This window comes from Hymenobacter fodinae (assembly GCF_004745825.1).
Lineage (GTDB): Bacteria > Bacteroidota > Bacteroidia > Cytophagales > Hymenobacteraceae > Hymenobacter > Hymenobacter fodinae.
Genome location: NZ_SRLA01000001.1, coordinates 1,297,858 through 1,312,231 on the forward strand (window position 1 = coordinate 1,297,858; position 14,374 = coordinate 1,312,231).

Consider the following 14,374-nt stretch of genomic DNA (forward strand, 5'->3'; position numbering starts at 1 on the left):
TTATTGGGCTAACTGCTCGTCTAAAAGCCGGAAGGGGTTGAGCTGTTCTAGATGAAGCACAAAGCGCAGGCGGTCGGTAAAGTCTTTGCGGCTGCTAGGCAAACCGTCTTGATACTGTGAGCCCGCCACAGGTAGGTACAGCCGGAAGACATTTTTAAACAACGGCAGTACTAAGCCTGCATCGTAGTACAAGCGTTGAGCCCCGCGCGACTCGTACAGCGTCTGAAACTCTTTGGTAGCTCCAAAATCAGCAAATACGGCTAGGCTGGTTATCGGCAGATCAGCTTCCAGATTTAGAGTACTCAGCCAACGCTGACTGTTAGCCTGTAGGCCAGTAGTGGTAGGCATGAAGCTCTTGAAGGCTCCGTCGCGGTCATCGGTTTGGTGCACTTGCGCTGTGAAGGCATCCGAAATCTGCTGACGGTCTAGGAAAGCGGTTTGCCGCCGATAGTCGGGGCTGCCGCTCAGGCCCATGTAGAACTCCGTGAAGTTGGAAGATTGCAGGAACCGGCCTCCAAAAAGGCGGGCTCGTACTTGCTTTTTAGCTGCGTAGTAGCGCCCGTAGGTGGCTGTTGCTCGTAGCAAGGTGGCTTCACTAGATGGGATATCGTCGGCTTGGGAGGGAATGAAATGATTCAGTTCAACGTGTGCTGTCCATTGCTGCAAGGCGTTGCCCTGCTCCACACGGTATTCCAACGACTGAATGCTGCTAGTGCGGCGCAGGTCTTGGTCTTTTATGTACGACAGCGTGCCTTTCAACGAGTGCTGAGGCCGGTCGTAGGCTGAGTGCGGGAGCGTAAGCGTGATGCTAGGTTCCAGCTTCTGGTAGCGTTCAAACCGTTGAACCAACACCCCCGTTACAAGCTGCCGCACGTTCTTCTGGGGCAATACATTGAGGCTGATGTTACCAATGCCATTCAGTTCTTTCCGGTTGAAGCTGTACATGGGCATAGCCAGGAAGTTAAGCTTCTTAGGGGCAAGCGCATTGTTGTAGAAAGCAGCCCCCAGCATAAACTTATCGGAGGTATTAGCGCCAATTACTGGCAACCAGTTGATCGTATTCCGGTCCCAGCGCTCTACGCTGGCTAAAGGCCGAATGTGGAGGGGCTCCCAAGACCGGAAACCGCCTGCTACCTTTAACTGGTCGTCGCGGCGATTTAGTTGAGGGGTTAGGTAACCAGGGTCAATTACCACCGATGCTACTCCTTCCTTGCGGAAGTTGAGTTGTACCTCATCATTTTCATCGCCCTTGGTGCTGCCAAATACTGGTGTCCATTGGGTTTCCAGAACTTTGCCTTGCGCATCAAGAGTGGCTACGGGCACGGAAAACGGAGCCGAACCATCATTGCGAACCAGCACTTTCACTTGCTGGCCTTCCACTAAAAGGTCGGAAAGGTTAGCATCGTAATGTACTTGGTTGGTGAGCATGTCTTTGAAGAACCAGTCAAGCTTTTGCCCGCTCACTTCCTCAAATACCGCTTCCATGTCCTCGGGGTAGGGGTGGCGGAACTGCCAGCGCTGGTAGTAGGCCTGCATGGCCGCGTCAAACTTCTCCTGCCCCAGGTAGCCCGCCAAGTATTTCAGCAGTGAGGCAGTTTTGCCGTACACGATCAAGGAGTAGTTTAATCTACCGTACGCCGCCGACGTGGGGCCGCTGACGGGTTGATCTAGGCTGCGGCTGGCCATGATCTGGTAAGGTACCTGGTTAAGCGCAGTGGCATCAAGACCATCTACGTCCAGCGTACGTGCCAATGCAGGAACCTTTATGAGGAAATTAAACTGGCCGGCTGTTGGGTTGTTGCGCTCCTCCACCCGGTTCTCCACGTAAGAATTCACTCCTTCGTCCATCCACGGGAAGTCACGCTCATTGGAGGCCAGAATACCGTAAAACCAGTTGTGGCCTACCTCGTGCACAATGGCAGCGGGCATGGTTACAGTTACCATCGGGTACTCCATGCCCGACCCGGCACTAAGTGCGCCGTCAACGGCCGTGGCGGAAGCATACGGATACTCGCCTACCCACTGCGAGTAATACGTCAGGGCATCGTTTACTTCCTGCAGCCCTTTTACCCACTTCTCTGCCTCTTTATTAGTGAACATAACCCAGGAGGTTACTTGGCGCCCCGAGGGCAGCGTAACGCCGCTCTTTAGTACGTTGAAACGCTTGTCGGCAAACCAGGCGAAGTCGTGCACTTTATCTTGCACGTAGCGCAACGTTTTCGACTCGGCCGCGGAGGCTGGGAAACTCACATCCTCTCCAAAATCACTCTGCGTTTTCTTAGCTGCTGTAGCGGCTGCTAGTTGATCGAGGCGAGCCTGTTCATCGGGGTTTTGCAGTACGCCTGTTGCCCCCACGGTATAGTTGGCCGGCAGCGTAATCCGCACGTCGAACGTACCGAATTCAGAATAAAACTCTCCCTGATCCAGATAAGGCATCTGGTGCCAGCCTTTCCGGTCGAACACGGCCGGTTTGGGGTACCACTGCGTAATCTGGTAGCTCTGCCCAACGTGCCCAAACCGAGAGAAGGAGTCAGGAATTTTTACTCTGAAAGGAGTGGTAATTGTCACGCTGGCACCCGAAGCAAGTGGCCTAGGCAGCACCAGTTTAGCAATGTCGGGGTTGTTGGGGTCGTACTCAAGTTTGGCGGCCGTGCCGTCCACCTTAAAGTCTAGGCCATCAATGAATCCACGCTGTGCAGCCTTGGCAAACTCAAATGTCCGAAAGCCGTTGCGCAATTGCTGACGGGCAAAGGCTGTGGTATTATCTCGGTAAGCATTAGGCCACAAATGAAACCAGATGTAGGATAACGTACCCGGTGAATTGTTGACGTAGGTAAGCTCCTCCTGACCTGTTAAAATGTGCTGCTTATCATCAAGGGTAACATCAATTGAATAATTGGTTTCCTGCTGCCAGCTAGCTGGGGCAGGCCTAGATTGCGCTTGCGTGCATAAAGGAAGCAGTGCTAACCAGGCACACGATAAAAGTTTTCTCATACAGACGAATAAGAGGAAATGGGCGGGTGATACCACGAAAGTACTCTCTGGCGGCGGATAGCCGCGCCATAACCTTTACTAACCTCTTCCGTTTGCCTTGGTATTCCCTTCCTTAATCCTGCCTACCGGCCTAACTCATTACTTCTATGTCCTTTCATAAGCAGCCCAAAGACGATACTCAGCATCAAAACCACCTCGACGGAGCCGTAAAAATTCTGACCAGCGACTTGCAGGAAGAAGCCTCGCGCTCTGGCCTAGACAATCACTTTCAGCGCTGGATCGAAGACCTGAAAGACGTGAACAACCCCGAGCTGCACCAAATTGTAACAGACATGCAGGCGTTGAAAGCACACTTCGGGGGAGGTACCATTGATAAGAACCTAGTAGCGCAGTTGCTAAGCCGCCTCGGCACGAACACCAGCAAAGCAGCCGTATTCGCGGATAATCCTAACACCGCTGAACGAGTAGCCAACTTGGGGGAAGCCCTTAGCGCTGCCGCCAAGCAGGTACAGTCACCACAGTCAAGCGCCGAGCAGGACTTGAGCCAAGATTCCGCAAGTCGCTAAGCTTACTGTAGCATCGCGTAAGTGCTGCTATCATTGCTGTGTTCAAATTGATGAGCAACAAGCATTCAGCTAGGCCACTCCAGAATATTGGAATTGACCTGTAAAATAGAAAAGCCGGCCTCCTGGTAGGAAGCCGGCTTTTTATATTCTGGGGTGAGAAGCAGCTTAAGCAGTTACTTTCTCAGCAATGTTTAAACGACGCTCCTTGATACGAGCAGCTTTGCCCGACAGGCCACGCAGGTAGAACAGACGAGCACGACGTACTTTACCACGACGGATTACTTCGATCTTGTCGATGTTAGGCGACAAGAGGGGGAAGATACGCTCAGTACCGATCTGGTTCGAGATTTTACGGACGGTGAAAGTTTCGCCGTTCGAGTTGGTGTTCTTGCGCTGGATAACTACACCCTGGAACTGCTGAATGCGCTCCTTGTTGCCCTCACGAATTTTTACGTGAACATTGATGGTGTCACCGGCGGCAAATTCGGGGAAGCTGGCGCGGCGCTCCTGGGATTCCTGCTGAATAAAATCGAGTAGTACGCTCATGGCTGGAAAAACTGTGAAGGACGGCCGCGCCGTCCGAGGTTTCTGTTAAAGAGGCGCAAATATAGCGCTCTATTTTTTAATTGTGAAATGCTGAGATAGGGAAATTGCGAGTTAGTAGTTCTGGCTGCGGTACTTACGGAAGCGTAACAGCAGACCAGCACTTTCACAAAGCCACAACCTCAGTCGGGTAATAAGTCCGGACGCCGCTGGCGGGTCCGTTCTAGCGCTTGGTCGTGGCGCCAAACGTCAATTTTAGGCGTGTTGCCGGAGAGTAGAATTTCGGGCACCTCGTAGCCTCGCCACTCCGCAGGCCGTGTGTACACGGGCGGGGAGAGCAGGTTGTCCTGAAACGAGTCGCTTAGGGCCGATTCTTCGTTACCGAGTACGCCGGGAAGAAGCCGCACAATAGCATCTACTAAAATAGCAGCTCCTAGTTCTCCACCGCTCAACACATAATCACCCACACTGATTTCATGGGTAATGTAGGCCTGGCGGATTCGCTCGTCAACGCCCTTATAGTGCCCGCATAGCAGCAGCAGGTTGCCAGCTAAGGATAGCCGGTTTACGAGTGGCTGGCGTAGCGTTTCTCCATCGGGAGTTAAGTAGATGATGGCATCATAGCTGCGTTGGGCCATTAGCTCGTCGAAACAAGCTGCAATAGGCTCTACCCGTAGTACCATACCAGCCCCGCCGCCAAATACGTAATCGTCAATCTGGCCGTGCTTGTTAATGGCATAGCGGCGCAGATCATGCAGATGAATCTCGGCTAGTCCTTTATCCTGGGCGCGCTTTACAATGGAGTGCGCAAAAGGGCTAACCAACAAATCCGGCTGGCACGTGACAATGTCGATCCGCATGATGGGGTGGCCTACTCGTCTTCCAGTGGTTCGTCCCGATCCCGCGAGCCTGATGACAAGTACACGTCAAGCAAGCCTTCCGGCAAACTCACGTATAACTTACGCTCCTGCTCATCAGCCCGTGAAATCAATTCATCTACCACCGGGATCAGCACCTCTTTGCCCTGATAGCGCATGGCTAGCAAGTCTTGCTGAGGTAGCTCGTAGAAAGTCTCTACGGTGCCCAAGGTGCCCAGTTGCTCATCTACTACGGTGTAGCCGATGACATCATGAAAGTAGAACTGATCTTCCTCCAGCTTGGGCAGCTCTGCCAAAGGGCGCCAGAGCTTCGCATTACGAAGCGGCTCAGCGTCTTCCACGCGGTCAATGCCTTTGAGCTTGAACAGCACACGGTTTTCGGCCTGGGGCTGAACCTTCTCTACCTCGTAGGCCACTAGCTTGCCAGGTGCTGAAGGCAGCTCCAGCAATACCGACTTAAGCTTGCGGTAATCATCAAGGTCGTCTACGTCGAAGAAAGCCACCACGAAGCCTTTCAGGCCGTGCGGCTTCCCAAGGGAACCGAGTTGGTAGCAGTCGTCGAGAGTCATGAGAACGAAATCAGGAGAGGAAAAACGTGAGAAGGTGATGAGGGAGCACAAGAAGTGTGGCGGCAATAGTCCGCAGCACTTCTTATTGCCTCATCACCTTCATCCGTATACCTAAAACTAGGCGCCAGCTTCCTCCGTGGTGTCAGCCGAAGCTTCAGCCGTTTCGGTAGCGTCGCCTTCAGCAGCGGGAGCGGCAGCAGCCAGAGCAGCAGCCTGCTTCTGACGCTGAGCTTCAGCACGAGCTTCTTTAACTTTGGTTTCAGCAGCCAGAGCAGCTTTGCGAGCTTCCTCTTTAGCAGTGCCGATGTTGGTACGCTTGCCTTCGATCTTAGCGTCTTTCTGCTCTTTCCAGTCGGTGTAGCGCTGGTCAGCCGTTTCCTGCGAAATAGCGCCTTTGATTACACCAAGCTGCAGGTGCTTACGGTAAAGCACACCACGGTAAGAGAGCATAGCACGCACCGTATCGGTGGGCTGGGCACCTTTCATGATCCACTCAAATGCCTTGTCGCCATCGAAGTTGATGGTAGCAGGGTTGGTCTGAGGGTTGTAGGTACCGATTTTCTCGATGAAGCGGCCGTCGCGGGGCGAACGGGAGTCAGCAACAACGATGTCGAATTGAGCGGCCTTTTTGCGGCCACGGCGGGCGAGGCGGATTTTAACTGCCATAAACCGGGTTGGTTAAGCGACGCATCTCGTGCGTCTGATTGAAAGTGAGGCGCAAAGGTAGGGAAAAGTCCGGTAGAATAGAACCGTTGCTTTATGATTCTGGAAGAAAGTCGGCTGCTACAGAACTAGTAGTAGTTAGCTCATGAAGATTTAACCTCGCTAGGCCAGTCCAGAAGTGTGATATTATGAATTGAACTAAGAAAGCAAAAAGGGCTGCCCCGCCAGCGGAACAGCCCTTCTACAGTATGTTGGCAATGCTTAGGCAGCCATTTTCTTGGTTGGCTTCTTATCAGCCGGTGCCTCTACTTTGCGCTTAATTTTCACAACGCCTACTTTATCCATACCCCAAATAAACATGTAAGTAGGGTCAAACTCCCACCACTTTACGCCGAAATTAACGCGCATGGGCAGTTTGTGGTGATTGTTCTGGAACAGCTCCCCAAAAGCGAGGAAGTCTAGGGCCAGGGTATTCTTAGAGTGGTCGTGGTTGTCGAAGTTCTGATAGCCATACTTGTGCCCACCCCAGTTCACGATAGCGCCGTGAATGGGGCCCATCAGGAAGTGGATGGGCAGCAGCAGAAACTGCCACCAGGCCGTAGCAAACTGCACGTAGAACAGCACATAGAGGGCGCCCCAACCAATGCGTGAGTACCATTTGTCGCCCAGGTTCTCAACGGCCGCCCACTCTGGGTAATCACCCTCAAAACGCTCTGCTAACTCGTAGCGCTTGTTGAGCACATCATTGTAGATGTTCTTGGTCTTCCACATCATCGAAAAAGCATTCGATGAGAAGAGGGGAGAGTGGGGGTCCAGCTCCGTGTCGGAATAGGCGTGGTGCATGCGGTGAAGCAGCGCGTATGCCCGCGGCGACAGGAAAGAAGAGCCCTGGCAGATGTACGTGAACAGGAAGAAGAATTTCTCCCAGAACTTGTTCATCGTGAACATCTTGTGGGCCGCATAGCGGTGCAGATAGAAAGTCTGCGTGAAGAGCGACAAATAGTAGTGCGCTACGAAGAAAACGAGTATCGCCATGGGCCAAAAAAGAGGTGAAACAGAGCTAGAAGCAGCTAGTACTCATTCCGCAAAAGCTCGAAAGCTAAGGATAAGTTCAGCAGCTAGTTTGCAAAACTACTGCCAGGGTACTGCTGCCTGCAATTTCCCTATATAAAAGGCCAAAATGTTGTTCAGCCTTACGAGGGTTGCTACGCGCACGAGCAAAAAAGCCGCCAGCAGAGGTGGCAAACTGTGTGCTGAACACTTACAGCTGCTAGGCCACTTGTGGGTCTGGACACAGTTCGCCACCTGTGCTGGCGGCTACTTTATGAAGTACGCGATTTAATAATACGTTTTGGCAGCTTCCCAGTGGGCAATGTCAGGCACGGGAGCTTCAAAGCACATAGCCTCTTTCGTGACGGGGTGCTGCAACTCTAGCCGGCGGGCATGCAGGGCAATGCTAACGTCGGGCAAGGGAGCCAGGAAACCGTATTTTACGTCACCCACAATAGGGGTGCCTAGGCCAGTGCTAAGCTGCACCCGAATCTGGTGGGGACGACCCGTGATGGGGTTTACTTGTACCAGCCACCGGGTACCCGCCTGGCCTAGCACCTGGTAGTCCAGATCTGATTTCAGCCCTTGTCCGTGGCGCTCTGAGTACGCCTTAGTAGTGTTACGAATGGGGTCTTTTACCAGCCAGTGGGTTAGGTGGCCACTGGTAGGCTCGGGGCACTTGCCGGTCAGCGCCCAATACGTTTTATGCACCTTATTGTCGCGGAACATCTCATTGAGGCGACTTAGGGCTTTGCTGGTTTTGGCCAGCGCTACTACCCCACTCACTGGCCGGTCGAGACGATGCGCTACGCCTACGAAGGCGGCACCAGGCTTCTTGTACTTAAAACGTAGGTATTCTTCCGCTTTGGCAGAAAGAGGCTCATCGCCAGTGGCATCACCCTGCACAAGCAGGCCGGCGGGCTTGTTAATAATGAGCAGATGGTTGTCTTCGAACAGAATTTCTTTCCGTTCCGACCACAGATTCGGACGATTCACTAGCGGGAAATGGGCAATGAACAATGAGCCCCAAACAAGTATTAGCGGCTTGCTTGATCAAATGAGGCAGCGGGCGTACTGCTCATGATAACTGTTTAGGGAGATTAATAAGCTTCGTCGGGAGTAGGGAAGTCGCGGCCCTTTACGTCCTGAATGTAGCGCTGTACCGCATCGTGCATAACGTCGCCGAGGTCAGCGTAGCGCCGCAGGAAGCGTGGCTTAAATTCCTTGGTAATGCCCAGCATATCGTGCACTACCAGCACCTGGCCATCCACATCGGGGCCGGCCCCGATACCAATTACGGGAATTGTTAGTTTTTCGGCTACTTGTTTAGCCAGCGCCGACGGGATTTTCTCGAGTACCAGCGCGAAGCAGCCAATTTCCTCTAGTAGCAGGGCATCTTCAATGAGCTTCTGGGCTTCAGCTTCTTCCTTGGCCCGCACAGTGTACGTGCCAAACTTATAGATGCTCTGCGGAGTGAGGCCCAAGTGGCCCATTACTGGAATGCCAGCCGTAAGAATGCGAATGATGCTGTCCTTGATTTCGGCACCCCCTTCAAGTTTGATACCGTGCCCCCCCGACTCTTTCATGATGCGGATGGCAGAGCGGAGCGCCTCCGATGAATTACCCTGGTAAGAGCCAAACGGCATGTCTACCACCACAAAGGCCCGCTTCACCGCCCGCACTACAGACTGGGCATGATAAATCATCTGATCCAGCGTGATGGGCAGCGTAGTTTCATGGCCGGCCATAACATTTGAGGCCGAGTCGCCGACAAGTAGCACGTCGATGCCGGCGCCGTCCAGAATCTGCGCCATCGAGAAGTCGTAGGCCGTGAGCATGGAAATTTTCTCGCCGCGCTGCTTCATGGCCAGCAATTGATGCGTGGTCACAAGCTTGACTTCTTTGTGCTGAGACATAGTAAAAGGGGATGGTAAGGCTGAAGAGGAAAGAAGGAAACAGCTCATCCGTTAGCAAACAGATGACGGCCCAAAACTGCAGAAATTTTCCGCAACTGTTAATCAACTTAGTCTTACTCCAGTGCCCCGGTATGTGCGCTAGGCCAGTTGGGCACTATTTCAAGCACAGGAAACTATCCGGGTGGCCTATCACGCCATAGCCAGCTCCTGCCGCTAATAGTTTAGGAAGGTGCGGTTGCGGCTCAGCTTCAAGCTCTGCAGTAGCGCCGACTTGGCTGCGATTGTCACAAAATAACCGCGTGTGGGGCCAAACGGGCGCCAGTTGCCATTAATCTGCCAGCAATGCAAGTCCTTGAACACGTCAAGCGAGGTGAAAGCTGGGTTCTTATTAACAAAGTCGTAGTTGGTGCTAAAGCCGAAGCGGAGCGTTTCAGTAAGCTTTACCGAGCCGTTCAGGTTGAGGCTTACCGCCGTATACGGTGACCTGCGGGGCCGGTATAGCCGCTCGGGTAGGGGGCCCTGGTTAGCATAGGTAGCCGTGAGGTTAGTGCTCAGGTCCCAGGGAATCTCGAAATCCACGTAGTCCTCGTAGGGGTCGAGGCGAGTAGGTGAACCGAGGGTAGGGTCGTTGGCGGGAGCGACAGGCCGCTTGATAGCCGATTTTCGGTCGCCAGAGCTCGGATTGAATTGGTAGCTAATGGTAAGGTTAGCCGATGATAAGCGAGCAATTTTCTTTTTCTGCTGGTCCCACAGATAATGGTTAATCGCGCGCCCGGTAGAGTCTTGCTGGTAGAATACAAAGTTGCTGTTCACCAGTAAGTTGAGCTTACGTGCTACCTGCGTGCGGAATACGATACCCAGTGGGCTCAGATTAAAGGCAGTATCCGCAAAGTTGTAGCCAATGTTGAAATCTAGGCCATCAATCAGGCTGACCTTATTGAAAGGAGTAGTACCCGTAGTATCGTTATTGTTACGCACCTTCATCTCCACAGAGTTCTGGAGAGAAAAGTTAATAGCGCTGACCTTCCGTGTGGTAGGTACACCGAAGAGAAAACCATTGTAGCGAGGCAGCAACTGTGCGTTTTGATAAGGCTGACCATTAGCCTTCAGTAGATCCTCGAGGGCTGGGTCATTTCGGAAAGGGCGACCTGTTGTTGGGTCAACTAAGTCTTCTAGTTCGGTAATACCAAAAGCGCCGCTGGTAAGGGTGTTATCAGGCGAAAATTGGTAGCTCAAACTAGGTGTAACTTTATGCCTGAGTGCTTGAATTTTATGTGTGCCCTTACGCACAATAGTCCCGTAGAAGTTAGTACTCAGGTTAGCACCATAAGAAGCACTATTCAAGCGCTTAAACCCATTCGTAGTATCGATCCGGACAGCACGAGCAACAGAGTTGTAGCTATAGTTGAGACTCTTGAAGTACCAGACCTCATTGTAATTAACGCTAGGGTTGAAGTTGAAGTGCTTCAGCAGCGTGTAGTTACCTAATGTAATCTGAAACTGGTGCTGAATGCCGTTTTGAGAGTTACGCAGTAACTTATTGAAGTTCTCCGGTTTAAACGGAATGACACCAGTTTCGCGGGAGCCACCTAGTACTGGAATGGCGCCACCGTTGAGCAGCGTTTGAGAAGTGGCGTTGGAAATGCGGTTCTGGCCTACCAGTGTGTAGGCAACTGCCAACTGCTCGTAAAACTTGCCCCGTGGTTCTAGGCCTACTAGATCGTAGAGGTATTGCCGGGCCACGCCCACCGTTACGTCAGGCAGCGTAAAGTTCATAGTACCCGTCTGGGTGTTCTGAGACTGGCTGAGTTGCAGGGCGTAATTAATAGGTGAGTTGCGGATCTGCTTTGAATAAGAGATAGTAGAGGAGAAAGCCGATTGCAGGTAATTGCGAACGTTGTAAGAGTTCTGCCGGTAATAGTTATTGCTACTGATATTTACGTTGGCTGAAAAACGCCCCCCGTTAGGACGAGCTACAGGCGAGTGATTCCACGCCAGCGCATAATTCTTCGATGAGCGGGGAACATTATAGCCCGGGTTGGTATTCGCGTCAGTCGAGCCAAGAAGCTGCGCAGTGGGCTGAGAGCTGTAGTTGAAAGAAAGCAGGCCGCTGAACCGATAACGGGTAATGTACTGCATTTCTGCGGTGCCTCGCCAGCCACCAAACCGGTCGGCGTTGCCGGAGTAGATGTCGCCGGTAAGGCGCACACCAATGTGGTCGTTAGCAGCCCAGTAGTAGCCGCCATTGCGCAGGAAAAAGCCCCGGTCGGCTGCTTGGCCAAACGTAGGAATCAGCAAGCCCGAAGCGCGCTTGTTGCTCTTTGGGGTTGGGAAATAGCCGAACAGGAAGCCTAGTGGCGTCGGAATGTCCCCGATAACCAAGTTGAAAGGACCCGTCACGACCTTCTCGCCCGGTATCACCTTCATCTTGGAGGCGTTGATATAAAAGTGCGGGTCTTCGAGGTTGCAGGTGGTGTAGCGGCCCCGCACCCCAAACAACTCATTCCGGTCGTTCTTTTTAATAGTTTCGGCGTGGATGTAGCCCTCGCCCATATTCGTGACGACATCGGTGATGCGGCCCCGCTTGGTTTTGGTATTATAGTCGATGCGGTTCGCCTGGTAGGTACTGCCCCCGTCTTTAAATACCGGCCGATCCTGCAGCCGACCAGTGGAATCTTGGCGACCTTCGGCCGTGACAATGTTGGTGCTATAGTCTACCGTAATTTTGGCCGACTGAATGTTCATGTCGCCGTAGTCCACGTTGGCCTTGTCGTACAGAATAGCGCGCTTGTTCTGCACCTCAAACCGGATGGAGTCTTTGGCCTTGTACTTCACGGTTGTTTCCACGGCACCCTTGCGGCCGCCAGCAGCCACCCGCAACGAGTCGGGAGAGCCAGTTACTAGGCCTAGCGTATCACTCCGAGTTGGCGCGTTAGGCTGCGGGGCATTGATGACACGTGGCGCTGGGCGCACGTCGGCGGGCACGTTGGTAGTGCGCGGCCGCTGTTGTGCTAGGCCAGGCTGAGTTGCCGCCAAGCCCAACAGCAGTGAAAATAGTAGGAAGAAGAACCGTGGCCGTTGGCCGGGTGCGTCTAAAATCAGATGAAACACAGGCGCTAGCGGGGCCACGTAGTTTTTATCGTTTATTTTGTGGCGGTTTGCAAAGGTAGCGGGTAGCTACTCCAACTAACGAACTCCGTGCGGAATATTGTAGCTCTCAGCGCGGCGGGCCTGTTATTTTTCGCCGGCTCGTCGCGGGCTGTTGTGCCGGATGCTCCGGTACCGGCCCCCTCCAGGTATCATTTGCGCACTGTTGTGCTTGACGCCGGCCACGGCGGCAAGGATAGAGGGTGTGCCGGCGTGAAAGCCCGCGAGGCTGATGTGGCCCTGAAAATTATTCTGGCACTGGGCCGCCAGATAGAGGAGGAGATGCCCGAAGTGAAAGTGGTATACACCCGCAGGACCGACGTGTTCGTGGAACTCGCCGACCGGGCTGGTATTGCCAACAAGCACAATGCCGACCTGTTCATCTCTGTGCACTGCAATGCTTCATCGCCGTCGGCTAATGGCACCGAGGTCTGGACTATGGGCCCGCACAAAACGGATGCTAACCTCTCGGTAGCTAAGCGCGAAAACGCCGTAATTCTGCAGGAAGACAACTACAAGGAGAGATACAACGGCTTCGATCCTACTTCGCCCCAGAGTCATATTCTATTCTCGCTCTACCAAAGCGCCCACATTGTGAATAGCATCCGGTTTGCGCAGAAGGTAGATAAGCAGTTGCGCACTACGGTAGGCCGCCCCTCGCGGGGGGTGAAGCAGGCGGGCTTTCTGGTGCTTTGGAAGTCAACTATGCCCTCAGTGCTGATAGAGTCGGGCTTCCTGACGAACCGCACCGAAGAACAGTATCTGAACGATAAAGCGGGGCAAACGTATATAGCTGCAGGCATCTACCGCGCCTTCCGCGACTACAAAAATGAGTTGGAGGCGATGAACGGCGAATAGGCCTAGGCCACCTCGTCTGATCGGTTTCTACCTCTCCGCTACTCTCTCACTTTACTCTGGCCCCTGTGTCGAAAGAAATAAAAGTGGCCCTCTTGGGCATCGTCGCTATTGCCTTGCTAGTGCTGGGCTTCAATTTTCTGAAGGGCAGTAACCTGCTTTCTTCTGACAGAACCTACTATGCCAAATACGATAACGTAGATGGGCTAACCATTGGCAACCCGGTTATTCTCAACGGTATCAAAGTAGGGCAGGTAAAAGAAATGAGCCTGATTCCGGAAGAAGGCAACCGGGTAAGGGTTGCCGTGGAGCTTCAGAAGGGCGTGACCGTCGGCGACTCTACCGTGGCTAGCCTGAGTGGCTCACTGCTCGGTTCGAAAACTATTACGCTGTTCCTAGGCAAGAATACCAAGGTATATGATGGCGGCGAAGAGCTACGCTCTTACACGGTGGCCAGCATCACCGATGCGTTCCAGGCTAAAGCACTACCCGTCCTGGGTACCGTTGACTCAACGCTGATTAAGGTAAACGGCTTCCTGAATAAGGATGCTAAAGTGAGCCTGCAGGCCACCTTGCAAAATGCCCAGGGCAGCACCGAGGCCCTTAAAAATTTGCTGCTGATGAACCAGCGCAACATCAACCAGATTACCACCAATATGGCGCGCCTGACCGCTGACCTAAATAAGACTAGCGCCAAGTTCGACCGTATCGCCAGCAACTTCGCTCTGCTCAGCGACTCCTTGAAGAACGCCCCGGTAGGCCCCGCCATGCGCAAGCTCAATGCTACCATGACGGAAGCCCAGGGAACCATGACTACCCTAAATCGCTCCCTCACCGATCAGAAGGGCTCATTGGGTAAGCTCATCAATGATACGCTGCTCTACAACAACCTCAACGCCACGGCGGCTAGCACCAACACCCTGCTCACCGACTTCCAAGCCAACCCCAAGCGCTACGTGCACTTCTCAGTATTTGGTGGCGGTAAGGACAAGACCAAGAAAGAGGTGGAAACCACTACTACCAAGCCTAATGGCACCACCGTAGAAACGGAAGCCAAGACCACGGTGAAGTAAGCCTGCTAGGCCAGTTCCACATTCTGCTTACCTTTGAAATCCGCCCACCCAGGCGGATTTCTTGCTTTCCCACCTACAGTGAATGAGTAAAGTGGTGACGTAGTGAGCTCGGAGTTTAGC

12 protein-coding genes are annotated in these 14,374 nt (G+C 53.2%); 3 read left to right on the plus strand and 9 right to left on the minus strand.

Going from position 1 to position 14,374, the window contains the following annotated elements; genetic code table 11:
• On the minus strand, positions 1 to 2,994 hold the full coding sequence (locus EU556_RS05570) for a M1 family metallopeptidase (protein ID WP_135431833.1): 2,994 nt from the start codon (positions 2,992 to 2,994) through the stop codon (positions 1 to 3).
• A gap of 146 nt (positions 2,995 to 3,140) precedes the next feature.
• On the opposite strand from EU556_RS05570, the gene EU556_RS05575 reads away from it, so the two are divergent.
• Complete coding sequence (locus tag EU556_RS05575; protein WP_135431835.1) at positions 3,141 to 3,560, plus strand: hypothetical protein; 420 nt, start codon at positions 3,141 to 3,143, stop codon at positions 3,558 to 3,560.
• Positions 3,561 to 3,725: 165 nt separating this feature from the next.
• Here the strand turns inward: EU556_RS05575 and rplS are convergent, their stop codons facing one another.
• The 8 genes from rplS to EU556_RS05615 all read right to left on the minus strand — a co-directional run bounded on the left by rplS (position 3,726) and on the right by EU556_RS05615 (position 12,215).
• Positions 3,726 to 4,106: a 50S ribosomal protein L19 gene (gene rplS, locus EU556_RS05580; protein ID WP_135431837.1), complete on the minus strand. Its 381-nt coding sequence runs from the start codon at positions 4,104 to 4,106 to the stop codon at positions 3,726 to 3,728.
• Positions 4,107 to 4,285: 179 nt separating this feature from the next.
• Complete coding sequence (gene trmD, locus EU556_RS05585) at positions 4,286 to 4,963, minus strand: tRNA (guanosine(37)-N1)-methyltransferase TrmD (protein WP_135431839.1); 678 nt, start codon at positions 4,961 to 4,963, stop codon at positions 4,286 to 4,288.
• A gap of 11 nt (positions 4,964 to 4,974) precedes the next feature.
• Positions 4,975 to 5,550: a ribosome maturation factor RimM gene (rimM, locus tag EU556_RS05590; RefSeq protein WP_135431841.1), complete on the minus strand. Its 576-nt coding sequence runs from the start codon at positions 5,548 to 5,550 to the stop codon at positions 4,975 to 4,977.
• Between the two features lie 117 nt (positions 5,551 to 5,667).
• A complete protein-coding gene (locus EU556_RS05595; RefSeq protein WP_135431843.1) occupies positions 5,668 to 6,216 on the minus strand; it encodes a 30S ribosomal protein S16 in 549 nt (182 codons plus the stop codon).
• A 258-nt stretch (positions 6,217 to 6,474) separates the two neighbouring features.
• Positions 6,475 to 7,248, minus strand: coding sequence for an acyl-CoA desaturase (locus EU556_RS05600; protein WP_135431845.1), 774 nt, complete (start codon positions 7,246 to 7,248; stop codon positions 6,475 to 6,477).
• 303 nt (positions 7,249 to 7,551) lie between these two features.
• Positions 7,552 to 8,259 carry an RluA family pseudouridine synthase gene (locus EU556_RS05605; protein WP_135431847.1) on the minus strand — a complete coding sequence of 236 codons (708 nt, stop codon included), beginning with the start codon at positions 8,257 to 8,259 and terminating at the stop codon, positions 7,552 to 7,554.
• Between the two features lie 104 nt (positions 8,260 to 8,363).
• On the minus strand, positions 8,364 to 9,179 hold the full coding sequence (gene panB, locus EU556_RS05610) for a 3-methyl-2-oxobutanoate hydroxymethyltransferase (protein ID WP_135431849.1): 816 nt from the start codon (positions 9,177 to 9,179) through the stop codon (positions 8,364 to 8,366).
• Positions 9,180 to 9,392: 213 nt separating this feature from the next.
• Complete coding sequence (locus tag EU556_RS05615) at positions 9,393 to 12,215, minus strand: putative LPS assembly protein LptD (protein WP_135431851.1); 2,823 nt, start codon at positions 12,213 to 12,215, stop codon at positions 9,393 to 9,395.
• 162 nt (positions 12,216 to 12,377) lie between these two features.
• Here EU556_RS05615 and EU556_RS05620 point away from each other — a divergent pair, with 162 nt between their 5' ends.
• Positions 12,378 to 13,184 carry an N-acetylmuramoyl-L-alanine amidase family protein gene (locus tag EU556_RS05620; protein WP_394346106.1) on the plus strand — a complete coding sequence of 269 codons (807 nt, stop codon included), beginning with the start codon at positions 12,378 to 12,380 and terminating at the stop codon, positions 13,182 to 13,184.
• Between the two features lie 65 nt (positions 13,185 to 13,249).
• A complete protein-coding gene (locus EU556_RS05625) occupies positions 13,250 to 14,254 on the plus strand; it encodes an MlaD family protein (protein WP_167855469.1) in 1,005 nt (334 codons plus the stop codon).
• Positions 14,255 to 14,374 lie beyond the last annotated feature (120 nt).